This window comes from Arthrobacter crystallopoietes (assembly GCF_017603825.1).
Lineage (GTDB): Bacteria > Actinomycetota > Actinomycetes > Actinomycetales > Micrococcaceae > Crystallibacter > Crystallibacter crystallopoietes_B.
In genome coordinates this window covers 1,700,376-1,722,308 of the sequence record NZ_CP072014.1, presented here as the reverse complement: position 1 = coordinate 1,722,308, position 21,933 = coordinate 1,700,376, and the positions used below count along the sequence as shown (strand labels likewise).

The 21,933-nt window shown below is 62.9% G+C and carries 30 protein-coding genes; 12 read left to right on the top strand and 18 right to left on the bottom strand.

Features of this window, described 5'->3' with window-relative positions; all coding sequences use genetic code 11:
* Positions 1-36: 36 nt before the first annotated feature.
* Positions 37-240 carry a cold-shock protein gene (locus J5251_RS07900; RefSeq protein WP_139006131.1) on the bottom strand — a complete coding sequence of 68 codons (204 nt, stop codon included), beginning with the start codon at positions 238-240 and terminating at the stop codon, positions 37-39.
* Between the two features lie 248 nt (positions 241-488).
* Entirely contained in the window at positions 489-1,388 is a 900-nt protein-coding gene (locus tag J5251_RS07895) for a glucose 1-dehydrogenase (protein ID WP_208575674.1), read from the bottom strand.
* A gap of 125 nt (positions 1,389-1,513) precedes the next feature.
* On the opposite strand from J5251_RS07895, the gene J5251_RS07890 reads away from it, so the two are divergent.
* The 3 genes from J5251_RS07890 to J5251_RS07880 all read left to right on the top strand — a co-directional run bounded on the left by J5251_RS07890 (position 1,514) and on the right by J5251_RS07880 (position 3,242).
* Positions 1,514-1,933 carry a MarR family winged helix-turn-helix transcriptional regulator gene (locus J5251_RS07890; protein ID WP_208575673.1) on the top strand — a complete coding sequence of 140 codons (420 nt, stop codon included), beginning with the start codon at positions 1,514-1,516 and terminating at the stop codon, positions 1,931-1,933.
* Between the two features lie 92 nt (positions 1,934-2,025).
* Positions 2,026-2,427 (top strand): hypothetical protein, encoded by a 402-nt coding sequence (locus J5251_RS07885; RefSeq protein ID WP_240793158.1) that lies wholly within the window; start codon positions 2,026-2,028, stop codon positions 2,425-2,427.
* A complete protein-coding gene (locus J5251_RS07880) occupies positions 2,424-3,242 on the top strand; it encodes a family 1 encapsulin nanocompartment shell protein (RefSeq protein WP_208575672.1) in 819 nt (272 codons plus the stop codon). The genes J5251_RS07885 and J5251_RS07880 overlap by 4 nt, the downstream gene beginning before the upstream one ends.
* A gap of 15 nt (positions 3,243-3,257) precedes the next feature.
* Here the strand turns inward: J5251_RS07880 and J5251_RS07875 are convergent, their stop codons facing one another.
* Positions 3,258-3,425, bottom strand: a complete 168-nt coding sequence (locus J5251_RS07875; RefSeq protein ID WP_208575671.1) for a hypothetical protein — start codon at positions 3,423-3,425, stop codon at positions 3,258-3,260.
* 148 nt (positions 3,426-3,573) lie between these two features.
* Here J5251_RS07875 and J5251_RS07870 point away from each other — a divergent pair.
* Positions 3,574-4,763, top strand: a protein-coding gene (locus tag J5251_RS07870; protein WP_139007412.1) for an IS3 family transposase whose coding sequence is annotated in 2 segments (ribosomal slippage) — positions 3,574-3,844 and positions 3,844-4,763 — 1,191 coding nt in all. Because the reading frame shifts where the segments join, the coding sequence is not laid out codon by codon here.
* Positions 4,764-4,793: 30 nt separating this feature from the next.
* Here the strand turns inward: J5251_RS07870 and J5251_RS20640 are convergent.
* Together J5251_RS20640 and J5251_RS07860 are read right to left on the bottom strand one after the other, a co-directional pair.
* Positions 4,794-5,540, bottom strand: a complete 747-nt coding sequence (locus J5251_RS20640) for a hypothetical protein (protein WP_208575670.1) — start codon at positions 5,538-5,540, stop codon at positions 4,794-4,796.
* Positions 5,498-6,211, bottom strand: a complete 714-nt coding sequence (locus J5251_RS07860) for a DUF222 domain-containing protein (RefSeq protein ID WP_208575669.1) — start codon at positions 6,209-6,211, stop codon at positions 5,498-5,500. The genes J5251_RS20640 and J5251_RS07860 overlap by 43 nt, the downstream gene beginning before the upstream one ends.
* Positions 6,212-6,452: 241 nt before the next feature.
* On the opposite strand from J5251_RS07860, the gene J5251_RS07855 reads away from it, so the two are divergent.
* Positions 6,453-6,821, top strand: coding sequence for a nuclear transport factor 2 family protein (locus tag J5251_RS07855; protein WP_208575668.1), 369 nt, complete (start codon positions 6,453-6,455; stop codon positions 6,819-6,821).
* 34 nt (positions 6,822-6,855) lie between these two features.
* Here the strand turns inward: J5251_RS07855 and J5251_RS07850 are convergent, their stop codons facing one another.
* The 3 genes from J5251_RS07850 to J5251_RS07845 form a co-directional block, all read right to left on the bottom strand.
* Complete coding sequence (locus tag J5251_RS07850; protein ID WP_139006126.1) at positions 6,856-7,158, bottom strand: DUF4193 domain-containing protein; 303 nt, start codon at positions 7,156-7,158, stop codon at positions 6,856-6,858.
* A 415-nt stretch (positions 7,159-7,573) separates the two neighbouring features.
* Complete coding sequence (locus tag J5251_RS20470; protein ID WP_279633613.1) at positions 7,574-7,708, bottom strand: hypothetical protein; 135 nt, start codon at positions 7,706-7,708, stop codon at positions 7,574-7,576.
* A 270-nt stretch (positions 7,709-7,978) separates the two neighbouring features.
* Positions 7,979-8,752 (bottom strand): M50 family metallopeptidase, encoded by a 774-nt coding sequence (locus J5251_RS07845; protein ID WP_208575667.1) that lies wholly within the window; start codon positions 8,750-8,752, stop codon positions 7,979-7,981.
* Between the two features lie 251 nt (positions 8,753-9,003).
* Here J5251_RS07845 and J5251_RS07840 point away from each other — a divergent pair, with 251 nt between their 5' ends.
* Entirely contained in the window at positions 9,004-9,438 is a 435-nt protein-coding gene (locus tag J5251_RS07840) for a DoxX family protein (RefSeq protein WP_208575666.1), read from the top strand.
* A gap of 142 nt (positions 9,439-9,580) precedes the next feature.
* Here the strand turns inward: J5251_RS07840 and J5251_RS07835 are convergent, their stop codons facing one another.
* The 5 genes from J5251_RS07835 to J5251_RS07815 form a co-directional block, all read right to left on the bottom strand.
* A complete protein-coding gene (locus J5251_RS07835; protein WP_208575665.1) occupies positions 9,581-10,129 on the bottom strand; it encodes a DUF488 domain-containing protein in 549 nt (182 codons plus the stop codon).
* Positions 10,130-10,295: 166 nt separating this feature from the next.
* The gene (locus tag J5251_RS07830; protein ID WP_074699652.1) at positions 10,296-10,499 is read right to left on the bottom strand and encodes a cold-shock protein; all 204 of its coding nucleotides are present in this window, start codon (positions 10,497-10,499) and stop codon (positions 10,296-10,298) included.
* A 182-nt stretch (positions 10,500-10,681) separates the two neighbouring features.
* Positions 10,682-11,164: an acyl-CoA thioesterase gene (locus J5251_RS07825; RefSeq protein ID WP_208575664.1), complete on the bottom strand. Its 483-nt coding sequence runs from the start codon at positions 11,162-11,164 to the stop codon at positions 10,682-10,684.
* On the bottom strand, positions 11,154-12,413 hold the full coding sequence (locus J5251_RS07820; protein ID WP_208575663.1) for a plasmid pRiA4b ORF-3 family protein: 1,260 nt from the start codon (positions 12,411-12,413) through the stop codon (positions 11,154-11,156). Before J5251_RS07820 ends, J5251_RS07825 begins: the two co-directional genes overlap by 11 nt.
* A gap of 28 nt (positions 12,414-12,441) precedes the next feature.
* Positions 12,442-13,089: a TetR family transcriptional regulator gene (locus tag J5251_RS07815; protein WP_208575662.1), complete on the bottom strand. Its 648-nt coding sequence runs from the start codon at positions 13,087-13,089 to the stop codon at positions 12,442-12,444.
* 134 nt (positions 13,090-13,223) lie between these two features.
* Here J5251_RS07815 and J5251_RS07810 point away from each other — a divergent pair, with 134 nt between their 5' ends.
* Positions 13,224-13,766, top strand: coding sequence for a CarD family transcriptional regulator (locus J5251_RS07810; protein WP_139006118.1), 543 nt, complete (start codon positions 13,224-13,226; stop codon positions 13,764-13,766).
* Between the two features lie 60 nt (positions 13,767-13,826).
* Here the strand turns inward: J5251_RS07810 and J5251_RS07805 are convergent, their stop codons facing one another.
* Positions 13,827-14,891 carry an App1 family protein gene (locus J5251_RS07805; protein ID WP_208575661.1) on the bottom strand — a complete coding sequence of 355 codons (1,065 nt, stop codon included), beginning with the start codon at positions 14,889-14,891 and terminating at the stop codon, positions 13,827-13,829.
* A 144-nt stretch (positions 14,892-15,035) separates the two neighbouring features.
* On the opposite strand from J5251_RS07805, the gene J5251_RS07800 reads away from it, so the two are divergent.
* Positions 15,036-15,677: a GOLPH3/VPS74 family protein gene (locus J5251_RS07800; protein WP_208575660.1), complete on the top strand. Its 642-nt coding sequence runs from the start codon at positions 15,036-15,038 to the stop codon at positions 15,675-15,677.
* Between the two features lie 69 nt (positions 15,678-15,746).
* Here the strand turns inward: J5251_RS07800 and J5251_RS07795 are convergent, their stop codons facing one another.
* Positions 15,747-15,980 carry a hypothetical protein gene (locus J5251_RS07795; RefSeq protein ID WP_139006115.1) on the bottom strand — a complete coding sequence of 78 codons (234 nt, stop codon included), beginning with the start codon at positions 15,978-15,980 and terminating at the stop codon, positions 15,747-15,749.
* A 290-nt stretch (positions 15,981-16,270) separates the two neighbouring features.
* Between J5251_RS07795 and J5251_RS07790 the strand changes: the two genes are divergently transcribed.
* Positions 16,271-16,738 carry a DUF4383 domain-containing protein gene (locus J5251_RS07790; RefSeq protein WP_208575659.1) on the top strand — a complete coding sequence of 156 codons (468 nt, stop codon included), beginning with the start codon at positions 16,271-16,273 and terminating at the stop codon, positions 16,736-16,738.
* Positions 16,739-16,809: 71 nt separating this feature from the next.
* Here the strand turns inward: J5251_RS07790 and J5251_RS07785 are convergent, their stop codons facing one another.
* Positions 16,810-16,977, bottom strand: a complete 168-nt coding sequence (locus J5251_RS07785) for a hypothetical protein (protein WP_208575658.1) — start codon at positions 16,975-16,977, stop codon at positions 16,810-16,812.
* Between the two features lie 269 nt (positions 16,978-17,246).
* Here J5251_RS07785 and J5251_RS07780 point away from each other — a divergent pair, with 269 nt between their 5' ends.
* Positions 17,247-18,041, top strand: coding sequence for a SurA N-terminal domain-containing protein (locus tag J5251_RS07780; protein ID WP_208575657.1), 795 nt, complete (start codon positions 17,247-17,249; stop codon positions 18,039-18,041).
* A 311-nt stretch (positions 18,042-18,352) separates the two neighbouring features.
* Positions 18,353-19,048 (top strand): hypothetical protein, encoded by a 696-nt coding sequence (locus tag J5251_RS07775; protein WP_208575656.1) that lies wholly within the window; start codon positions 18,353-18,355, stop codon positions 19,046-19,048.
* A gap of 107 nt (positions 19,049-19,155) precedes the next feature.
* Here the strand turns inward: J5251_RS07775 and J5251_RS07770 are convergent, their stop codons facing one another.
* A complete protein-coding gene (locus tag J5251_RS07770; protein WP_208575655.1) occupies positions 19,156-19,881 on the bottom strand; it encodes an NADPH-dependent FMN reductase in 726 nt (241 codons plus the stop codon).
* Positions 19,882-20,016: 135 nt separating this feature from the next.
* Entirely contained in the window at positions 20,017-20,472 is a 456-nt protein-coding gene (locus J5251_RS07765; RefSeq protein ID WP_244250844.1) for an Lrp/AsnC family transcriptional regulator, read from the bottom strand.
* Positions 20,473-20,648: 176 nt separating this feature from the next.
* Between J5251_RS07765 and J5251_RS07760 the strand changes: the two genes are divergently transcribed.
* Positions 20,649-21,896 (top strand): NAD(P)/FAD-dependent oxidoreductase, encoded by a 1,248-nt coding sequence (locus J5251_RS07760; protein ID WP_279633611.1) that lies wholly within the window; start codon positions 20,649-20,651, stop codon positions 21,894-21,896.
* Positions 21,897-21,933 lie beyond the last annotated feature (37 nt).

The following is a 21,933-nucleotide window of genomic DNA, read 5'->3' as shown; positions in this document are numbered from 1 at the left end:
GCCCTGCTTCCGGTCCCAAGACCTCAAATCACAAAATTATGCAACCTGGATGTTGACAGCCTGGGGACCCTTGGGGCCCTGCTCCGTCTCAAAGGTGACCTTCTGGTTCTCGTCGAGAGAACGGTAGCCACCGGAGTTGATAGCGGAGAAGTGGGCGAAAACATCGGCGCTGCCGTCGTCGGGCTCGATGAAGCCGAAGCCCTTTTCAGCGTTGAACCATTTCACGGTACCTGTAGCCATTTTTGTTCATCCTTCTGCTTGAAACTCATCCCGACTGTCGGGAAGTTTCAGTCGCGGCGTTCTTTTCCCGCTTCTACAGAAAAAACGGCTGGCCCAGATAGGTTCGCCGCTCAGAATACAAAATGCGCAACACAACAACTTCCTCCACTGTACAGGGCTCCTGAAGCCCTGCTCACCACTGCTCCCCGGCCGAGAGCCGATAGCGGGCCGGGCCGCGTTCCCGGCCCACCGACGTCGTGCCTCTGTCCCTAGGCCAGATGCATGCCCCCAGTCACGCCGATGATCTCGCCGGAGACGTAGCGGGCATCGTTGGAGGCGAGGAAGACAAAGGCACCGGCCACTTCGGCAGGCTGACCTGCCCGCCCCAAGGGCGTGCTGTAGCCAAAGGACGCCAGCTTCTTCGGGGTTGTCGTCGCCGGCTGCAGCGGTGTCCAGATAGGACCGGGCGCAACGGCATTGACCCGGATCCCCTTCTCCCCCAGCAGTTCGGCCAGGCTGAAAGTCAGGTTGTTGAGGGCTGCTTTCGTGGCCGCGTAGTCCATCAGGCTTGTGGAGGGATGGTGCCCCTGGATGGAGGTGGTGTTGATAATGACCGAGCCGGGCTTCAAATGCGGCAGCGCAGCCTGGATCATCCAGAACGTGCCGTAGACATTGGTTTCAAAAGTCCGGCGCAACTGGTCCGGCGTAATATCCTCGATGCCATTGGGCTGGCCGAGGTGGTAGCCGGCGTTGTTGACCAGGATGTCCAGGCCGCCCAGCTCGTCGATCGTCTCGGCCACGGCGGACTTCGCATAGTCCTCATCGCGCACGTCGCCCGGGACACCCAGTGCGGTGCGCCCTTCAGCCAGGATCAGGTCGAGGCAGTTCTGGCCGTCTTCCTCCTCTTCGCGGAGATAGGAAATAGCGACGTCGGCGCCCTCCCGCGCGAACGCGAGGGCAACCGCACGACCAATGCCCGAGTCGCCGCCGGTGATCAGCGCCTTCTTGCCCTTCAACCGGTCGTTTCCCTTGTAGCTGTCTTCGCCATGGTCGGGCCGCGGCTCCATCTCCTCGGTGAACCCGGGGTATTCCTGGGTTTCGGTGGACACATCCACGGCTGGCTCCCGCGGGTTTTCCTTGTCCAGCGTCTCCTGCGGCTCATTGCTCATGCGGTCCTCCTCGATGGGTACGCCTTCACGCTATAAGCCGACCAGCACCCCAGCAAGGCTTACGACGGCGGGGGCACCGCCGTCGTACTCTTTTGGGTCTTGACGTGGCTTTGTATGGTGGGGACATGGCTGCTAATCGACCCATTGGATTCTGGCTCAGACTGGTTGACGGACTGATCAACGAGCAGTTCGACGCGACAGTGGAGGAGCACGGCGTGACCCGCCGGCAATGGCAGATCATGAACCTGCTGGCCGAGGCCCCCGCCACGGCGGCGGAGCTGAATGAATCGCTCAAGCCCTTCTTCAGCCAGACCGCCGAAGAGTCCTCCACCGAGCATTTGGACGAACTGTTGGAAAGCAATTGGATTAACGACGACGACGGCAAATACTCGCTGACCGAGCTGGGACGCAACAGCCTGGCGCTGCTGGGGGATGTGGTGGACCGGAACCGCAAACAGGTCACCGAAGGCATTTCCGATCAGGAGTATTCGGCCACCATTGACGTGCTGCAGCGGATGGCGCGGAACTTGGGGTGGGAAGGCTAAACTCCGGGCAATCCGGGGTAGTCATGGCCGGGCCGCGCAGATAGGCTGGCAAGTAAGCAAGGATTCCGCAGACACTCGTCGAAGGATTGCTGATGGGCTTTGACCAATACCATGAGCCGCCGGAAGAACTCTCTGCCGAGACACGCACCTTTGCCCGGATGTGCGCCAATCTCACCGAGGAAGCCGAGGCCATCGGCTGGTATGAGCAGCGGATTTCCGTGGAGCCTGACGCCGCCGCCCGGAACATCATGAATAACTCTCTGACCGAGGAATACAAGCACTTCAGCATGGAGCTTGAGCATCTCTTCCGAGCCAAGCCCGTGTGGCGGGAGATTGCCCGCGGAATCCTCTTCCAAGGTGGCGATATTGTCACGAATGGCGAAGCCGCCGAAAAAGCCGCCACTGAAGGTAGCGGAGCCAGCGCGGCGCAGCCGGCGACGGCGGCTTCGGATCCGTCCTTGGGAATCGGCAGCCTGAAGGAGTCACGACCATGACGATGAACCACCTCCTGCGCGAGCACGCCCCGATTACAGACGGCGGCTGGCGGCTGCTCGATACCGAGGCCAAGCAGCGGTTGACCGTTGCCCTCGGTGCAAGGAAGCTTGTCGATTTCTTCGGGCCGCTCGGCTGGGACTATTCGGCCACCAACGTAGGCCGGACAGAGCCCCTGCCCGGCACCGATGATAATGGCATTGCTGCCCGCCGACGGCGCGTCCTGCCGTTGGTCGAAATGCGCGCGGAATTCAACGTCTCCCGCTCCGAGCTGCTGGACAATGACCGCGGCGCAGTGGACGTGGATCTGAGCAACCTGCACGAGGCTGCCCATAAAATAGCCAGTGCGGAAAACGTAGCGGTCTTCCACGGTTGGGAGCAGGCGGGCATCGAGGGGATTACCGAGGCCAGCCCGCACCCGCCGGTTCCCCGCGTGGAAGATTTCAACGACTATCCGAAGCGCATTGCAAAGGCTGTCGCGGTGCTGCTGAAGGCGGGCATCGGTGGACCCTTCGGTCTGGCTCTCGGGCCGGGCCACTACACAGCCGTGGTAGAGACAGCCGAACGCGGCGGTTACCTTCTGTCCGAGCATCTTCGCCGGATCCTTGAAGGACCCATTGTGTGGGCACCCGGGGTTCGCGGCGCAGTGGTGATGAGTCTGCGGGGCGGCGACTTTTTGTTCGAGTCCGGGCAGGACCTCTCCGTTGGCTACGACCATCACGACGCCGATAACGTCTACCTCTACCTTGAACAGTCCTTCAGTTTCAGGGTGGCGACGCCGGAAGCAGCCATCCACCTGAGGAGCGCAAACGACTAACTGCCTGCTTGCCTGTTATGCGGCGGGGCGGTAGAGGAAGTCGATGCGGCCGAGCGCCTGTTCGAAGATTGACAGCGGCTCGGGCAGCTCGTCCGGCTGCTCTGTTGCCGGTGCCGGTGGTGTGCCGGGCAGTGCTGGTGCGGTGGATTGGTAGGTGTGCCCGGTGGGGGTGGTGGTTTCCACGGTGTGCCGTGGGCCGGGGACAGTTTGGGTGTGCCAGCCGTCGGCTTCTTTCGCGAGGTTGCATGCTTCGCATAGTGGGGAGCCTAGAGATTTCGGACAGTGGACCCTCATAAAATTAGAGGGACTACTGAAATGAGGAACGTGCAGAATGTCTGCATCACAACGACGGTTCACCCAGGAATTCAAGGACGATCTGTGCCAGGAGGTCATCACAACCTCCAAGACAATCAAATCCGTTGCCGAGGAGAACGGCGTCGGGGCCGAGACTCTGCGGACCTGGCTGAAGAAATACCGTAACGCCGGAAACGTGCCCGATGAGGACGAGGCCCTGAGCGTCTCCGAACGAGCAAGGCTCAAGGAACTCGAGCGCGAAAACCGCGAGCTGAAAGCCGAGGCCGCGTTCCTAAAAAAAGCCGCAGCATACTTTGCACGGGAGCCACGGTAGTGGCGAAGTATGAATTCATCGACTCCCAGCGCAACGACCCTGCCGGCACCAGTCCGGTGGTGAAGATGTGCCGGTGGCTTGGCGTCTCCGCGTCCGGTTTCTATAACTGGCTCTCCCGCCCGCTCTCGGCCACCGCGGCCCGCCGGCAGGCGCTCACCGCCCGCGTGCGGCACTTCTTCACACGATCCGACGGCACCTACGGCTACCGGCGGATCCACGCCGATCTGGCCGACGAGGGCACCGGGTGTTCGCCGGAGCTGGTGCGCCAGATCATGCGCGATGAGAACCTCATCCCGTGCCAGCCGCGCCCGTTCAGGACCACGACCGAGGCCGATGCCGACGCTGCGGCAAAGATCCCGGATCTGATGAAGCGGGACTTCAGCGCGGACCGGCCCGGGACCAAGTTCGTCGGCGACATCACCTATATCCACACCTGGCAGGGCTTCGTCTATCTGGCCACCGTCATCGACTGCTACTCCAAGAAAGTCGTGGGCTGGGCCATCGCCGACCACATTCGTGCGGAACTGGTCGAGACTGCCTTGCGCAACGCCGCCGAGACGAGCGTGATCGAGCCCGGCGCGATCTGGCATTCGGACCGCGGCAGCCAATACACCTCCGCCTCGTTCCGGGCCCTGGTCGCGGGACTGGGCATGCGGTCCTCGATGGGCCGGACCGGGGTTTGCTGGGATAACGCGATGGCCGAATCCTTCTTTTCCGCTCTGAAAAACGAGCGTGTTTACCGCACGGTCTACGCGACGAAGACTCAGGCCCGCAGGGACGTCATCCGCTATATCGAGGGCTTTTACAACTCCCGCAGGAGGCATTCCGCACTCGATTACCGGTACCCCAACAACGTCCACTACAGTTACCAGCAGCCAGCCCTGGCAGCATAGGAAACCGCTAATTCCGCTGTCCGAAATTCGCTAAGCAGCCCATAGGCCTTGCCCATTGACCTCGCTGGTGTCCCCGGCGTCGCGCCAGGGCACGACGTGGTCGTGGTGGCGGATCGGCGCGTCGCACCAGGGGGTGCGGCAGAGCTGGTCCCGGGCCTGGATCACCCGCTGCATTCCGGCCGGCATCAACCGTGCCCGCGAATCCATCCCGAGCAGCTGCCCGGTACCGGGCGCCGTGTACAGCCGGCGCACCCACACTTCCACCTCGGCCGCATCGCCGGGGCCACGTCTGGAGCCAGGAGGTCCTGTCGGCGGTATTCGTTCGTCCGTTTTTGGCGGTACGGAACCGGTAGCACCGTTCCCGTTGCCGGCATCCGCGGGGCCGGCAACGATCTTGTCTTCCTCGGGTCCCGTTAGCGGACTGCTGGCCGCGGGGTGATCTGTGCCGCCGTTCCCGGCGCAGATGGTGTCCGCGCCGACGCCGTCAGCACCGTTGCCGGTGTCGTTCTCGTGGTCGGTGTTCTCGGTGCGGAGCAGGTCGCGGGCCCATTGGGCGGGGACGATGCCGTACCCGGCCAGGTGGGCCGGCTCGGAGTCGCCTTGGAACAGGGTGCGGTCGGTCATGACCAACTGGACCTCGATTTTCGCCGGGCTCCGGGCGGGCTGGCCGGTGACGCGTTCGACGAGGATGTCGGCCATCAGCTGGCCCCGGCCGCGTTCATCGCCCTGCGCCTTCAACCGGTCGGCCGCCTTGACCAGGGCGGCGGTAACGGCCACGCCCTGCACCACCGGAGCAGGGCGCTCACGTAGGCCATGGTGTCCGGCGCCGGACGGCAGGAAACATGGCGTCCGGTTTCGGCTTTCGCGGCCCGGCGGACCACCGCGTGCGGGTCCAGCCGCAGCGCGGCCTGCTTCGCCAGCGCCCCGATCCGTTTATCCCCGCACCCTTGCAGCGTCGTCGGATCAGCACACAGTTCCCGGTCCACTGTGGCGCGGTCCTCCACCGCCAGGCAGGCGGTCTCGCGGACCAGGATGCTCGCCCGCCACTCATTCAGCCGGCCCTGGGCCAACGCCTGATAGGTGTACGGCATTTCCCTGACCAACGTGGTCGCCATGCCCAGATGCTTACCGCCCCGGTTCGGGGAGTCCTTCCGGGCCAGGCCGACCTCCTTCGCCAGCCCCCGCCCCCGCTTCTCCGCGGAGATCCCGGCCGCGGCCCGGGCCTCCCGGCGGGAGGCAACAAACGCCTCCGTCTCCCGGGCCTGCGCGGCAGCCAGGGCGGCCTTGAGTTCCTCCATCGCGGTGATCCGGTCAATCCGCACCCCCTCGGAAACCTCCTGGTCCAGGTCCGGGAGCCCGGCGGCCCAGCCGCGGACCAGCACCGCACCCGGATCGCCGGGAACCGGCGTCACCGGCCCCATTTCAGCTGGAACGATTGACTCGAACATACATTCGATTCTACCGTCCGCGTGACGAAGCGCACAATAAGGAGAATCGGGGGTGGACAACCATCGGCATGGGAAATCAAGGTTGCTCGTCGTGCCAAGATATTGACTTCGCGGAGGCGGCGGATATGCGTTCGTCAATATGCTTTCGTGGATGCCGAGCGCGGCGCGATGGGGGTCATCAAAGTGGTTGACTAGCGCGTCGCGCTGGTGTGTGCTGGCACTACCGGACCTAGGGGGAGCCATGGACGCCAGCGACGAACTGATCGAACTCGAAGAACGCGGCTGGATAGCCCTGTCGTCCGGAGGCCGGACCGCTGCCGAGTTTTACAAGACGGTACTGGACGCGGAGGTGGTGATGCTTCTGCCCGGCGGGACACGCCTGACAGACCGGACACTGACCATCGAGGCCATGAGCGGGGCACCGTGGTCGGACTTCCGGCTCGAAGTCCCCCAGGTTTTGTGGCCCACTGCGGAAACAGGTGTCATAACCTACGGCGTTACCGCGCATCGCGACGGCCAGCCGGAATATTCGGCCCTTGTCAGCACCTTGTATGTCCGGCGCGAGGACGGTTGGAAAGTGTCCTTTCACCAACAAACCCCGCGCTCATAAGCACGGGGTTTGGGGTGATTGGCTCCGAAGCTGTTTAGCCTTCGCAATCGCGGCAGTACAGTTCGCCGCTCTTTTCGCGCGCTACTTGGCTGCGGTGGCGGACCAGGAAGCAGGACGAGCAGGTGAATTCGTCTTCACGTGCCGGAACGACCTGGACAACAAGCTCTTCGCCGGAAAGATCGGCGCCGGGTAGATCAATACCCTCGGCAGTATCCGAGTCCTCAACGTCAATGAGCGCGGTCTTTGCACCACCGGAGCGCTGTGCCTGCAGCGCTTCCAGAGACTCGTTGCTCTGGTCGTCGTCCTTGTTGCGGGGTGCGTCGTAATCGGTTGCCATGCGGGTTTAGTGCTCCTGATGGTATTGGTGTTTTGACCTATATGTGAGCGCCCATTTTAGCTGTTCGGGCGAAAATTTCAACATCGCCTGCACAACGAACTGAACGCGTAAATAATTCCTAGGTTTTTAAGTGCCGTTCGGGGCCTCCGGCAGCTCCCCTGAACCGCCGGGACCAAGGTAGCTTATACCCTTACTTTCGGCCCGGCACGCTGTTAGGTTATAGGAACCTCCGCCACGGTCCTGATTCGCGGACCAGCGGCGGCGGGGAACGATTCATTCCGGTGTCCACGACTCAGGAGGAAGTATGAACGACTCCCCCAAGCATGACGAACTCCCCTTGCCCGACTATGATCACATCCCCCTCGGCACGTTGCCCACTAGAATTACGGCGCTGGATGAGCAGGGAGTAAGCACTTTACTGGCCTACGAGCGCGAGCATGGCAATCGCCTGCCGGTCACCCAGGTCCTCGAACAACGGATCGAGGCATTGCGGAACGGCGCAGAACCCAGTGGTTCCGTGGCGCAGGACCTGCCTGAAGTGAGCCGGCATCAGACAGGGTCTCCCGTATCGCCAGCCACGTCCGGGCCGCCCGTCAATCCCCCGTCGCAGGGAGATCCATCCAATCCGGCACAGCCTCGCTGACCAGTCGGGCGGCCGCCACAGGGCGGCCGCCCTTTTTGTATGAACTCTCATGTTGGAGCCGGAATCAGTGACGCGCGAAAATGCCCCTGAAGTGTGCGCCGATGACCCTGAACTTTCGCGGCTGGTGCAGCAGCTGTCCGCCGGGGCGGCCGGACGGCCATTGACCGGCCACAGTCATCAGACAGGGAAAGCCCACTGACCGACGGCGGACCAGGCTGTCCCGGCCGCCACGGCGCAGGAAACGGCAATCACCAAGGCGAAACCGGCCAGCCACACACCGGAGGGAAGGCCTGTGCGCCGTGACAGGATGTAGGCATCGGAGTTGCCCAGGAGCTGGCGTCGGCGCGTATGGACGCTCACGACGTTCAGCCAATCCCGAACCGCCCCGACCAGCAGCGCAATCCCGATGGCCAAAGTCGCATGCCCGAGGAACGCGGGCGGCGCGAAAAACACCATCAGCTCGGAGACGAGCGCCATTCCGACGGCGATGACTGCACCCTGGACATTGCGGATGAACAGCAGCGTTACCAGCAGCAGAACCGCGCTCACAGACAGTGCAAGCGAGGACCAGCCGTTGAAAGCAGCCCACACCAGCGCGGCCCCGACGACGGCGGGAACCGGATAACCCCAGAAGCCCGTCCACGCCGCTGCGGCCCTCCCCGAGCCGCGGCTGATCATCGCACCGGAATGGTCAAAGCGCAGGTGGATACCCCTGACAATCCGCCCCGTAGTCAGCGCCGCGAACGCATGTCCCAGCTCGTGGACCACGGTTACGAACAACCCGAAGTACCGCCACATTGGACGCGGCACGGAGAGCATCAAGGCCGCCAACAGAATGAGCAACAGCTCTACCGCCGGCGCATCCAGCGAGGGGCCTTGCCGGAAACCCGCGGCAATCCTGCCCCACCATTCGACGGCGAAACCCTGAACGTCTTGTGCTGTGCTGGTCATCTCATCCTTGGTTCTCGAACTGCATCCGAACCGGACTGTAGCAGGGCAAGCTGGACGACATTCGGGAACGCCGGGGCACGTCAGCATAATTTGCGACGACGGCACTGGAGCCCGGCGACCCGGATTGCGGACAGCTAACTTGACACTTCAAGTGTTTTGCTGTCATTCTTTTATTGAAGCGTCAATCAATTGATGCTTATCGCTCGTTCCCGACGGCCGATACTTTGACCATAAGAAACGGTGAAAACATCATGAACAAATTCGCTTTGACTACCACCGCCCGCACTGTCCTGCGCGTTGTCCTCGGCTTCCTCTTTACCGCCCACGGCTGGCAGAAGTTCAACGAATGGACGATCGCCGGAACGCAGGCCTCCTTCGGCCAGATGGGTGTTCCCGCCGCAGAGGTCGCAGCTCCGGTTGTCGCCACCCTTGAACTGGCCGGCGGCATCGCCCTGATCCTGGGCCTGCTGACCCGCCCGGTCGCTATCCTGCTGCTCGTAAACATGCTCGGCGCCCTGTTCCTTGTTCACGCCCCGGCCGGTGTGTTCGCTATGGACGGCGGCTACGAACTGGTGCTCCTGCTCGGCACCGCCGCCCTGACTCTTGCACTGGTGGGCCCCGGACGCGTTTCGGTGGATCATGCCCTCTTCGGCCGTAAGGACTCCAAGCTGAGCGTCCTCGCGTAACCAGCACCTAGGCTCAAGAACCTAGACTCAGCACCTCCGGACGCGTCCGCAGTTTTGGCTGGAGTGGCAGCGTAACCTGCCGCCATTCAGGCCAAGGCCGCGGGCGCGTTCGCGTTCGTTCCTGAGAGCAGTCGAACGGCGCTTAGTCTGCTGGTCCATCCCAACGGACAATGCTGCCGTTTAGCCAGGCTCCCTCTGCCACTTTGTGCGGTACCAGCTTGCCGCCGGGCATCAAATGCAGCACGTCCACACCGTGGCGGAGAACCAGCACATCGGAAATAATGCGGCGGTGGCAACGCCACCAGACAGTTTCGCTGCACATCACCGTTGTCACCTGCGAGCGCGCGTAATCCAGCAACCGCTCCAGGCCTGCATCGAATTCAGGGGTCCGCGTGTAGGCGGCATAGGCGCGGAAAGCGGCTACCTTCCACCAACTGTCCGGCTCAGGCTCGCCGGCAGGAATTCTTCGCCTGCCGCCCAGCTGCTCTTCCCAGCGGTATGCGATACCGGCGTCGGGAAGCCATTTGGCCAGAGCATCCTTGCCCATGTCCGGATGCTTGCGGCTGCCCGGAAAGCGCCGCACGTCAACGAGCGCTTCGACGCCTGCCCCGGCCAGCAGCCCGGCCAGTTCATCGCGGCCGCTGGTACCGTGGCCGACCGTGAAGATTCGCAAAGCTGTACCGGACGCCATACCGACAGTCTGCTCGGCACCGAGGCGCCTGTCCAACGCTCCGGCCGGTTCCTGATGACGGCGGAAGCACGCGGACGGCTGGGACGCGGCGAGGGATCCATCTGCTTAAACAGAAACAGGACGGAAATCCCGCCCTGTTTCCTGGCCGAAAGCCTCAGGTCCCTATTTAGAGGACCGTGATGTTTACTGCCTGGGGTCCCTTGGGGCCCTGCTCGGTTTCGAAGCTAACCTTCTGGTTCTCTTCGAGGGACCGGTAGCCACCCGAATTGATCGCAGAAAAGTGCGCGAAAACATCTGCGCTGCCGTCGTCAGGCTGGATGAATCCGAAGCCCTTTTCAGCGTTGAACCACTTGACGGTACCTGTTGCCATTTTTATGCATCCTTCTGTTTGAGACTGTTCCCGACCTTCGGGAAGCCCCAGTCGCGGTGTCCATTGTCCGCTTCTACAGAAAAAACGGCTAGCCCTTTGGGTTCGCCGTTCCAAGTACATGCGCAACACTACAACTGTGACCTAGTGTACACGGACTCGCCCGACACGGACATAGCCCCTGCTCAGTGGAAGTTTGCCTCGCCCAAGAACGGCTGCAGACGGGACTTTTGCTCCGGCGTAACACGCAGTAACCGCTGGTCTGCCTCGTTGAAGAACGCCAGCGTCGTCTCGGCCCGGACGCACTCGTCCTCCGTCACCGGATCACTAATGACATAGGCGATGGTCAGACTTGCCGCCTTTAACGCACTGACCCAGACCTCTACATGTGCCGGAATGTTCCGGTAGTTCAACGGCCGCACATACTTGACCCGGTGCTCGACCACCAGCGCCTGGGCGCCGTCGGGCAGGTCGGAAAATACCGGCAGGTCCACCTCAAGCCCCGGTCCGCCAGTCCCGGCCGGCGGGCCGAAAGCGTGAATGCGCGCCTCCTCGAGGATGCGCAGGATCTCCACATTGTTAATGTGCCCGTAGGCATCCATATCGCCCCAGCGCATGGGAACGTTGCAGCTCAGCCGCTTCCCGCCCTTTTTGGTGTCAGTCTTCATGCTGTTCATTCTGCCGCCGCTGGACTTCCAACAAGAATTTCAGGCCGGCTTCGCTGGCCAAAGGTGGACTGTCGAGAAAATCCTCCTCTTCGAAGACGCCGAGGGTCGCCAGCGTTCGCCGCGCTTCGATGAAGAGGTACATCCCCTGCGCATCGGTGATGCCAGCGCCGTCCGCTGCCCGGAAGCCTGCGGACATCAGGCTGTCCGCGACGGCCTGCCCAAGCATGTTGTGCGGGGGTACTCGGTCTTCCAGCAGCCAGTCCACGAGACGCCGCCGGACTTCTGCCTCTCCAGAGTCTCGCGGATGAGCGAAGCGATCGGCGAGATAGCCCCAGAGCCGCACGTCGTCGTCGTACGTCTTGCGCCCCGCCGGAGTCCGTACGAGCTTCCCCTTGAACTTCCGCAGCAGTCCCCAGTCCTGCAGCGTTGATCGCAGTTCGAACACCGGCAGCGTCTGCGATTCCCGGTTGAACTTGCCGTACCAACGCTTTTCCCAGCCGAGGGTGGTCATCGCGTCGGCGACGACGGCGGGCTTGAGGTAGTCGTCCTTGGTCAGCTCGAGCCCGTCCGCACCGACGCGTTGCAGCAACCACTTTGCAGGAAGTACGACGGTTGCCATTTCCTCAGGCGTGGGCGTCGCGTCCCCGAGTTGGGGACTTAACCGGGCGAGGCTCCGGTTGCATTTCTCCAGGTCGAATTCCTGCGGATCGAACTCCGCGGCAGGCTTATTGGTAACCCAGGAGTACCACGTGGCCAGGTCGTCATGCCGTTCGTGGCTTGGATCCAGCAAGATCCCGCACAGCTCCCGGTAGCCACCGGTTCCGCCGGAATCTTCGACCGGACCGCGGTTGGCGCCGGCGAGGCAGGAGAGCTGGCCGGCGGGCGCCACTGCATGGCCGCTGATGCTGATCTCGTGCTGCCAAGTGTCGCCGAAGTCGTACTCGTAAACCAGCGTGGTGCCCCTGGAAGTGAACACGTCTTCAAGAGTGAAGACCGCTGCAGGCTCGGTTTCCAGCTCCATGATCGTTTCCTCGTTGCTGGCGAACCGGCGCTCCTGGCCCGCGGCATTGGAGCTTTCGAACATGTGCAGGTGCCGGTTGTCCCAGCCGAACGCCCGCTGGATGACCTTGTGCAGGTCAGTGAGCGTGATGGCGGCGGGCACACGCACGTCGCGCCAGATCTCAGGTTCCGTTCCGGCAATAGTGATGTGCAGGTCGAGGGCTTTCTCGGCAGCTCGCATGTTCGTCATTCTGCCAGCTTTGCCGCCAGTCCTGCCGCTAACGTGCGAAAGCGCGTGCCTGCCGGTAGATCTCCGCCAGGTCCGCCTCTTCCCCCGCCTCCAGCAGGCCCACCCAGGTATCCAGCGCGGCGCGGGCCACGGCCCCGGAAATGTCGATGGCCAGGCGCAGTTCCATCTGGTCAGCCCGCTCGGGACCGAACTTTGCGCCCAAGGCAGCCAGCAGGTCCTCGGTTCGTTCCACCGTCTGCCGGACCTGCGCCGAACGCAGCGACGGTTCCTTGCGGATCAGCTGGCTGACCTGCAGCATTCGCTGGGCAGACGGTGAATCATTGTCTGTGTAGGGCAGCACGGTCAGGGCGTAGAGCCGGTCCACTTCGCTGCGAACATCGCCCTGCGGATTCACAGAGGGCAGACCTGCGGCAATGGCCTCATTAAAGTCTTGGTGGACGGGCAAAGCAGCTTCTTCCTTGGTGGAGAAATAGCGGAAGAAGGTCCGCGCCGAGACTCCGGCAGCCGCGGCAATATCGTCCACGGTGGTACTGGCAACTCCGCCCACCGCGAACAGCCGCAGTGCCGCATCGGTGATTTCCGCCCGCGTTTGCAGCCGCCGGCGCTCCCTCAAACCAGGCGAAACAGCAACCGGATGGTCCGCCGTCGCCCGTGTTTCTGCGCTTTTGACCCTCATCCGCCTCTTTCGTCCTTTCCGGTGCCATCCCGGACTTCCCGTGGCGCCGGCCGGGTTCTAGGATATCCCACATTTGCCCACCCCCTGCCAATGTGGCAGTATCTGCCATAATGGCATGAAAGGGCATTATTCTCATGAAGCTTAACGTAGGCGACAGTCTTGTCTACCCGCCGCACGGTGCAGTGACCGTGACAGGCGTTACCAACCGCTCCTTTAACGAGTCCGACACCAAGTACCTGCAGTTCCGCGTCCACCACGACGGTCTGATGATCGAGGTACCCGCGGCCAAGGCCAAGGACCTCGGCGTACGCCAGCCGATCGGCAAGAAGGGCGTACAGAAGGTCATCGGCATCCTGCGCACCCCGGTCTCCACCGAGAAGGAAATCTGGTCCCGCCGCTTTAAGGCCAATCAGGAAAAGATCACTAACGGGGACGTTTACAAGGTCAGCGAAGTTGTTCGTGATCTGACCCGCCGCTTGCAGTCCGGCGTCGCCCCTGCCGGTGAGAAGCGCCAGCTGGAACAGGCCCGCCGGATCCTGGTGTCCGAACTCGCGCTGTCCGAGAACACGGACGAAGCCGGTGCCGGCGCCATCATTGACGACGTCCTGCGTCCGGAAGACGTGGAAGAAACACCAACACCGACGCCGAAGCGCGTCAAAACTGCAGCCAGCGCCTAGCGCGCAACTTGGCAGTACCGCCAGCGGAGCCGGATCGATTCCGGCTCCGCTGTTGCATTCTCAGGAGCCGTTGATGATCCCGAGCTCGTGCAGTTGGGCGGCAATCCCGGCGCCGTCCGGAGCGTAGATCCAATCAATGCCCGGTGTGGCGTTGGCCGGTTTGGCCTGGGAACGTCCACCGGCCAGCACAGCTTCGCTGACGGACAGCTGGCGGATGGCAATGGCCGCAACATGCTCCGGATAGCGCTGGGCGAAGCCTGCGTAGATGGCTTCGTCATGCTGGCCGTCGTCGCCAATGAGCAGCCACTTCACGTCGGGGAATTCGCGGGCCAGCCGCATCAGCTGGCTGGTCTTGTGCTCCATCCCGCTGCGGAACCACCGCTCGCGGGTTGGTCCCCAGTCGGTGAGCAATAGGGCGCCGTCGGGATACAGGTTCCGCGAGAGGAATCGCGTGAGGGTCTGGGCTACATTCCAGGCGCCGGTGGAAAGGTACAGCACCGGGCTCCCCGGATGCTCGCGGGTGACGCGTTCGAGCATGACAGCCATGCCCGGCGTGGCATTACGGGCGTGCTCGTCCAGGACGAAGGTGTTCCACGCTGCCAGGAACGGCCGCGGCAGCGCGGTTACCATCACCGTATCGTCGATGTCCGACAGGATGCCGAACTTGATGTCGGCGGGCACGATGTAGACCGCCGCCTCCACCGGGATCGAGCCCTCGCAGCTGAGCGTCACGGTGGTCCAGCCTTCCGGCAGGTCCGCCGGCACATGCGAATCGACAACGCCGCCGCGGTCTGCCGTGACTTCATGCTCCACGCCGTTGATCCCGATGACGACCCTGGCGTTGGCGACGGGCGGACTGATGAAGTTGCGCCAGCCGCGGATGCCATCCGCCAGAATCTGCGAGGCAACCTTCCCGTTCTCGAACGCGCCTTCCTTGGCCATCACTACGCGTCCGAGTACACGGACCCAGCCATTGGTCCCGTAGCCGGTGAACGGCAGGACTGCGACATTATCGCCGCGCCCACGGGCCTTGCGCTCACGCCAGTTTTGCCACTTGTCCTCAAGGCGCATCCCGATATGGGCGGCCTTCTGCTGGATGTCCTGGTTCTCTACGCTGGATGACATACGCACAGTTTGCCATGCTGGTCCCGCCCCACGGAAAGATTCCCTGTCCCGGGTCGGCATCTGCGCATATTCCGCCCGCTCGGGCAACCCAGCCGCTAAGCTGTCGTCATGCCACCGGAATCGGCTGCATCTTCACCTCTGAGTGTGCCCGAAGCTTTTCTGCTGCTCTGTCTGCGGGACGGAGACGGCAAGGCGATGCTGGACGGATCAACGCTTAGCTATGGTTTGGGCGGAGCGATTCTCAGCGAGCTGGCCCTCACCGGCGCCATCACCATCGAGGGCCGGAAGGTCGTTCCTGCGCCCGGGTATGAGGTCGCCAGTTCCAGCGGTTACGGGCGTTTCCTCCAGCTCATCACCGACGCACGCAGGCCGTATAGGACCGAACACTGGGTGACGAAGTTCGCCAGCCGCTCCCCCAAGAAGTTGGTCGGCGACCTGCTCGCCGACCGGCGCGTTGTGGCCCGCGTAGAAGGCAGGATCCTAGGGCTCTTTCCTACTGTCAGGTACCCGGAGGTCGATCCAGTCCCGGAGCAGCGGCTGCGCGAACGGATTGGCAACGTCCTGTCCGGTCTCCGGCCCGACGGCTTCAGCGCCAGCGTGATCGCGCTGGCGGATGCCACGAAGATTCTGGAGAAGTGTTTCGGCCCGGTCGCCAAGGAACGGGTGCAGGAAATTACCGACGGCGACTGGGCGTCCAAGGCGGTGAAGGACGCTATCTCCGCCGCGATCACGGCTGCCACCACCGTGACCACCATGACTGCGGTGTCCTCAGCGGGATCGAATTAGTGGGGCCGGTTTGAACCAGTGGACCAGCCCTCAGCGGACCGGCCCCGCTAGCAGCCGTCGGCGTTGACCTCAGGCACGGTCCGCCACGTCCTGGTATCCGGATTCCCTGGCACAGTGTGCACAGCAGTACATCCTCTCTTCAGCCTCGACGCCGTGGCCCAGAATGCGGCATCCGCAGTGCTCGCAGGTAGGGGCCAGAGCGTGGATGGCGCATTCGAAACTGTCATAAGTGCCGGTCTTGCCGCCCTTGGTGATCGTGAAGGTCTTGTCGTACGAATTGCCGCAGGTATCGCAGGTGTCCATGAGCGTGCTCTTTCATGCGGTTGGCGCCGGGCCCCGATGCCGCGGCACTGGTAATACTCAGCCTACTTATGCCCTAGAGGTTAGCCACCGTTATCAAGGCAATCGGCTACCGCCGGTGACCGGGGGAACCGCGGCCGAACAGCCGCCGTCGTTATTGCCGGCGGCAACTTTTCCATATGCTTGGCACCCCTGCAGCAGTAGAATTTAAGTGCTGGTACTCCGTCAGATACGCCCTACCAACAGCCGGGCAACCACCCGGAAAATTGTTACTCACAGTTTTGGGAGGAGAAATGACCACCGCTTCACCGTCTGCGCATCATGCACATGTCTCACGTGGAAATGTGCGCAATGCTGCGATGGGCTCGGGCATTGTTCTAATCGTTCTCGGCATCCTGGGATTCATTCCCGGCATCACTATGGCTTATGACCAGCTGGCATTTGCCGCTGGTTCCGAGGCCATGCTCTTCAATGCATTCCAGATCTCCATGCTGCTGAACATCGTCTACATCGTGGTCGGTGCCGCGGGGTGGGCCATGAGCCGTACGGCCGCCGGGGCCAAGGACTTCCTGCTTGGGGCAGGCGCCTTGTATCTGGCCATGTGGATCTATGGCCTCATTATCAATCTCGAATCCGTGGCCAATTTCCTGTCCTTCAATATGGCCACCAACTGGCTGCACTTCATTGTCGGCGTGGTCCTGGCAGGACTCGGAGTTACGTACATGGTCCGGCACCGGGGCGATACACGGATGAAGACCTGATCAGTTTTCAGAATAAATATGCCCTGTACGGGAAACGTACGGGGCACATTTATGTGCAGCTTCTATTCGATTCAGTCCGTCTCAGGGGTGGCCTCCAAATGTCCGGTGGGCTGGCCCTCGTCGAGGGGCTCCTCGCTGAGGGGCTGCTCACTGTCTTTGGACGGTTGGGCCGGCTCCGTTACGCCGAGAGCGTGCTCCCGGTCCCCCGTTTTTTGCTTGATCTCTTCTGTTGATGCCATGACTACCTCCTGGTGCCGCGCGGCTGGCTCCGGCTGGATCCATTCCGGCGGGCCATGACCGACGGCTGCCGGTACCTCAACATTAACAGCGTCCGGGCCGAAAAATAAGGGTATGCGGCACGGGCGCTGAGCAGTAATCACCAGTCCGGGCGGTAGCAATCTTCTGGCTCACTCATGCCAGCAATTCCGGCCATTCCTGAACGCCGGCTGGGAGGTGGATTTGCCTGCGCCTGTTAGCGTCGGTGGTTAACTTGATTGGAAAGGACTTTATGAGCAGCAAAAAGTGGCTTTTGGCCCTGGCCGTGGCGGGCTCAATTTCCGCCGTTACCGCATGCAGTGCCCCGGCCGGAGAAGGCGGGAACAGCGCGAGCACCCAGCAGGAAGCACCAGCCCCGAGCGGCGCGGCCTCCGAAGGCGCGAATCCGGAGGCGCAGGAAATGCCCAAGCCGGACACCGAGGGCGTTCCTGATGTCGTGGCGGAAGTCAACGGCGAAAAGATCGCCAAGAAGGACTTTGTCGCCGCCTATGAAGGCCAGTTCCAGCAAATGGCCATGCAGTCGCAAATGAGCGGGCAGAAGCTTGACCAGGACAAGCTCAAAGACCAGACGGTCGAAGGCATGATCAGCTCGATCCTGCTCACGCAGGAAGCAGACAACCGCGGCCTTGAGGCACCCAAGAAAAAAGTGGATTCCACCTTGGACGAGCTGGTGAAATCGAGCCAGCTCAAGAGCAAGGACGAATTCCTTGCTGCCATGAAGGACCAGGGCATGGACGAGAAAACAGTCATGTCCGAAATCGAGAAGCAGGTAAGAGTGGAAGCGCTCGTTGCCGAAGAGTCCGGGGACACCAAGCCCACGGAAGAAGAGCTGAAGAAGGCCTATGACCAGGCCAAGGCCCAGCAGGAGCAAATGAAGCAGCAGGGCGGCCAGGGCGCCGAGATTCCGCCTTTTGAGGAAGCCAAGCCGGCTCTCGAAGAGCAGCTGAAGAGCCAGAAGCAGGGCGAAGCAGCGCAGGCATTGATCAAGGACCTGCGTGCAAATGCAGACGTAAAGATCCACCTGTAGCCCGCGGGCGGGACTGGCTGCCGCGTCGCGGCCGGTCCCGCGCAGCAGCCGTTTGCCGACAGAGGCCGGAGCATCAGGCTACACCGCCGGGGTTGAGGAAAACCTAGCCTGGAGTAACTCTGGACGACGGCCATCCGGCGGCCGGATACTAGCCGCATGTTAGTCATGGTTGGCTGCGGCCTTCTGGCGCTTTCCGGGCTGCGAACATCGGAATATGGGGCGGCCATGCCCTCACTCCTCCTGCCCCGACCAGCGGCGGCCCCCTCCTCTGGGAGGTCCTCCGCCGGACGCTCTGGTGGGCGAATCTGTCCTTGTCTGCAGGTATCGCTGCTGGGATCCTGCTCGCGGGAGCCGGAGGCCGTTTGGTTATGCGCCTGCTCGCCGTCATGTCACCGGAGGAACAAGGACGCCTGACCGAGGCCAATGAAACGATCGGCGAAATCACGCTCGGCTTCATCGTCTTTGCCGGGCTGTTTGCCGGTTTGTCGGCTGCCCTGCTTTATTCGGTCTTGCAGCGCTGGCTGCCTTCAGGCCGGCTGGGCGGCGCGATCTTCGGATCTGGGCTGCTGGTGGGGCTGTCCGCCGTTGAACCCCTCCGCGCAGATAACCGCGACTTCCAGATTCTCGGGCCGGGATGGCTGTCCGTCCTGGCCTTCGGACTGCTCGCAGTGCTGCATGGCATGCTCGTGGCCGCCGTAGCGGCCCGGCTCAGCCGTGCCGTCCCCTTGCTGCACCGCACTCGCGACCTGTGGGCCTACGCGCCGCTGCTCGGCTCGCTGCTGTTGCTCTTGCTGGCGGCCCCGGCCGCAGCAGCAATCGTGATCGGCGCCATCATCCAGGCCGCGCTGGCGGGGACAGTTATCCGGTGGGCCGCCCCAAACTGGGAGGCTCGCTGGCGCCAGCCTTGGGTCACCCTCGCAGGGCGTGTTGTTATCGCGATGGCCGTTCTAGCGGCGGTGCCGGCCTTCACCCTGTCTGTCTCTGAAATCCTCGCCGCACGGCCCTGACGGGGAACCACCCGAGTCTGGTCCCGCCGTCGTACTTTAAATAGTTCCGCCCTGCCGTGCTTCACAAGCACTGCAGGGCGGAACTATTTCTGCTGGACCTTGCCTGATCAGGCGCTGACGGCCAGCAGTTCGGTGCGGATGGTGGTGAAGCCCTTGGCCCACGGGACCAGCTGGTCAACCATAGGAGCCAGTGTGCCGGCGTTCTGTTCGGTCGGCTTGAAGTCGGCGAAGTTCTCGAAGTCCGTGAAGAGCGAGAACATCACCTGGTTGCGGACGACGGCAATCTGCAGTTCGGCGAGAACGTTGCGCAGGTGCTCGGCGGAGCGGACACCGCCCATGGAACCGTAGGAGACGATGCCGGCGGCCTTGTTGTTGAATTCCACATTCAGGAAGGACAGGGCGTTGGTCAGCGCCGGCCCGACCGTGTGGTTGTATTCGTTGGCAACAAAGATGAAACCGTCAAACCCTGCGATCTTCGCGGACCAGGCCTTGGTGTGCTCGTTCTGGTAGCTCTGGTACATGGCCGGGGCCGGCTCGTCCAGCAGCGGCAGATTGAAATCGGCGATGTCAACAAGTTCGAATTCGGCGTCGGTGCGGCCGGCGGTCTGGGCCAGGACCCACTCGGCCACGGAGCCGTTCACCCGGCCCGGGCGAGTGCTTCCGGTGACGATAGCGATCTTGGGAAGGCCCGCAGCACTCGCGACAGGGGCAGCCTCGACTACCGGCGCCGGCGCGGCAGCCTCCACTGTTACAGCGGCGGGAGTCTGCTCAACGGGGGTTTCGGCAGAGCGACGGCCATTGGACGAGCGGAAGAGGTTCTTGAACCAGGACATGATTACCTTCTGTCTGTTGGTTGATTCTTCAACTATCTTAGAGGCAGGTTCATTGACATGTCAACAGAACGGGCATCGTCGCGCCCTGCAGGCGCAGATCGCATATCGAGCAGACGGCGGCAACGGCAGGCTGGGTCAGGGTGCGAGCGAACTGCCGGGCGGACGGACGTATTCGAAAATCACCGTGGTGTTGGTCCCGGCCACTTCCGGCCGGAGGCTCAGGTTGTTGGCCACAAGATCCCGCAGCGCCTCGGAGTCGGCCACCGCGACATGGATCATGAAGTCCCGGTCCCCGGTGACAAAAAAGATGCTTTCGACGGCGGACAAGCCGGCCAGGTACTTTTCGAACCTGGTCAGGTTGGACCGCGCATCCGCCTGCAGGCGGATGGAGATCAACGCCTGCAGACCCCGTCCCACGGCAGCGGGGTCGACATCCGCATGGAAGCCGCGGATGATCCCGCGCTCCTGGAGTGAGCGGATCCGGCCGTGGCAGGTGGATGGTGCGATGCCGGCGGCAGCGGCAATCGCATTGTTGGGTGTGCGCGCATCGGCCTGCAACAGCTGCACGACGATGCGGTCCGTTTCGTCCAAAACAGGGTGTCGAACGTTATTCGGCCGGCGGGTATAACTTCCGGCTTTTGTTGAATCACTCGGCATAAATCCAGCTTCGCGCAGAATCATTGTCGAATCAATTGCGACTTGTTTTTAGATTGTTCACACTGGAGGCAATGCCATGTGGCACGAGTCATAGTTTGAGGGAGAGCAAAGTGTACTCACGCGCACAGTCGCCGCGCACCGCCGTCGTTGTCGGTGCTGGAATGGTTGGCCTGGCTACGGCTTGGCATCTGCAGGAACGCGGGCTCGAGGTGACGGTCCTGGATCGCTCCGGCGTAGCTGCCGGCGCTTCATGGGGCAACGCCGGGTGGCTGACACCCGGCATGGCCATGCCGCTGTCCGATCCGACTCTGTGGTCCTACGCACCCAAGGCGCTTCTCGATTCGACCGCGCCGCTGCACATCCCCGCCCGGCTGGATCCGAAGCTCTGGGCGTTCCTGGCACGCTTCGGCCTGCACGCCACTGCGAAGGCCTGGGAAAAAGCGATGGCCGCGCTGACGCCGATCGACCGCATGGCTCTGGACTCCTTCGACGAACTGACGTCGAACGGCGTGGACGCGTGGACGCGGAAGGGCCCCTTTGTCATCGGCTTCGAGCGGGAAAGGGAAAGCGGCCCTTTCATCCACGAGATCCAGCAGGTGGAGAAGGCCGGCCAGCGCGTGCCCCTCAAGCGCCTGGACAATCCGCAGGTGAAGGTGCCCCAGCTGTCCGCCGGAGTGTCCACGGTTTATGAAATGGAAGACCAGCGCTTCATCGAACCGGGGCCGTTTGTGCAGGCACTGGCCGACGCAGTGCAGGCCCGCGGCGCCAGGATCGTGACCGGCGGCGAGGTGCACTCCCTGCGCCACGGCCCGCAGGGAATCTCTGTCGACAGCTACGGACAGGAACCGGTGAACGCCGACGTCGTGGTGCTCGCTACCGGGGCCTGGCTGCCGAAGCTGGCCAAGCCGCTTGGGGTGAAGACACAGATCCAGGCCGGCCGCGGCTACTCGTTCAGCGTGGCCACCGACGATCCTGCCGAGTTCCCCATCTACTTCCCGGCCCGCCGCGTGGCGTGCACGCCTTACCAGGGCCGGCTTCGCATCGCCGGCACGATGGAGTTCCGCGGTCCGGACGAGCCACTGCAGACCGGACGCATCGACGCCATCCTTGCCTCGGTGCGCCCGCTGTTTACCAACATGGACCTGGAGAACCTCGAGGACATCTGGGTTGGCGCACGGCCGGTCACACCGGACGGACTGCCGGTGGTCGGCGCCACCCGCTCCCCCGGGGTCTACGTGGCCGGCGGCCACGGTATGTGGGGCATTGTCCTAGGTCCGGCAACCGGCAAACTGTTGGCCGAGCAGATCGTCACCGGACACGTTCCGGATGAGATCCGCCCCTTCGACCCGCTCCGGTAACACCATCCGGTCCGGTGACAGCACGGAAGGCCGGGTC

Bases quoted from the DNA above. Each gene is read 5' to 3' on its own strand.
- J5251_RS07900 (WP_139006131.1), bottom strand. From the start codon at position 240: ATGGCTACAGGTACCGTGAAATGGTTCAACGCTGAAAAGGGCTTCGGC.
- J5251_RS07895 (WP_208575674.1), bottom strand. From the start codon at position 1,388: ATGAGCAATGAGCCGCAGGAGACGCTGGACAAGGAAAACCCGCGGGAG.
- J5251_RS07890 (WP_208575673.1), top strand. From the start codon at position 1,514: ATGGCTGCTAATCGACCCATTGGATTCTGGCTCAGACTGGTTGACGGA.
- J5251_RS07885 (WP_240793158.1), top strand. From the start codon at position 2,026: ATGGGCTTTGACCAATACCATGAGCCGCCGGAAGAACTCTCTGCCGAG.
- J5251_RS07880 (WP_208575672.1), top strand. From the start codon at position 2,424: ATGACGATGAACCACCTCCTGCGCGAGCACGCCCCGATTACAGACGGC.
- J5251_RS07860 (WP_208575669.1), bottom strand. From the start codon at position 6,211: ATGTTCGAGTCAATCGTTCCAGCTGAAATGGGGCCGGTGACGCCGGTT.
- J5251_RS07855 (WP_208575668.1), top strand. From the start codon at position 6,453: ATGGACGCCAGCGACGAACTGATCGAACTCGAAGAACGCGGCTGGATA.
- J5251_RS07850 (WP_139006126.1), bottom strand. From the start codon at position 7,158: ATGGCAACCGATTACGACGCACCCCGCAACAAGGACGACGACCAGAGC.
- J5251_RS20470 (WP_279633613.1), bottom strand. From the start codon at position 7,708: ATGCCGGCTCACTTCAGGCAGGTCCTGCGCCACGGAACCACTGGGTTC.
- J5251_RS07845 (WP_208575667.1), bottom strand. From the start codon at position 8,752: ATGACCAGCACAGCACAAGACGTTCAGGGTTTCGCCGTCGAATGGTGG.
- J5251_RS07840 (WP_208575666.1), top strand. From the start codon at position 9,004: ATGAACAAATTCGCTTTGACTACCACCGCCCGCACTGTCCTGCGCGTT.
- J5251_RS07835 (WP_208575665.1), bottom strand. From the start codon at position 10,129: ATGGCGTCCGGTACAGCTTTGCGAATCTTCACGGTCGGCCACGGTACC.
- J5251_RS07830 (WP_074699652.1), bottom strand. From the start codon at position 10,499: ATGGCAACAGGTACCGTCAAGTGGTTCAACGCTGAAAAGGGCTTCGGA.
- J5251_RS07825 (WP_208575664.1), bottom strand. From the start codon at position 11,164: ATGAAGACTGACACCAAAAAGGGCGGGAAGCGGCTGAGCTGCAACGTT.
- J5251_RS07820 (WP_208575663.1), bottom strand. From the start codon at position 12,413: ATGACGAACATGCGAGCTGCCGAGAAAGCCCTCGACCTGCACATCACT.
- J5251_RS07815 (WP_208575662.1), bottom strand. From the start codon at position 13,089: ATGAGGGTCAAAAGCGCAGAAACACGGGCGACGGCGGACCATCCGGTT.
- J5251_RS07810 (WP_139006118.1), top strand. From the start codon at position 13,224: ATGAAGCTTAACGTAGGCGACAGTCTTGTCTACCCGCCGCACGGTGCA.
- J5251_RS07805 (WP_208575661.1), bottom strand. From the start codon at position 14,891: ATGTCATCCAGCGTAGAGAACCAGGACATCCAGCAGAAGGCCGCCCAT.
- J5251_RS07795 (WP_139006115.1), bottom strand. From the start codon at position 15,980: ATGGACACCTGCGATACCTGCGGCAATTCGTACGACAAGACCTTCACG.
- J5251_RS07790 (WP_208575659.1), top strand. From the start codon at position 16,271: ATGACCACCGCTTCACCGTCTGCGCATCATGCACATGTCTCACGTGGA.
- J5251_RS07785 (WP_208575658.1), bottom strand. From the start codon at position 16,977: ATGGCATCAACAGAAGAGATCAAGCAAAAAACGGGGGACCGGGAGCAC.
- J5251_RS07780 (WP_208575657.1), top strand. From the start codon at position 17,247: ATGAGCAGCAAAAAGTGGCTTTTGGCCCTGGCCGTGGCGGGCTCAATT.
- J5251_RS07770 (WP_208575655.1), bottom strand. From the start codon at position 19,881: ATGTCCTGGTTCAAGAACCTCTTCCGCTCGTCCAATGGCCGTCGCTCT.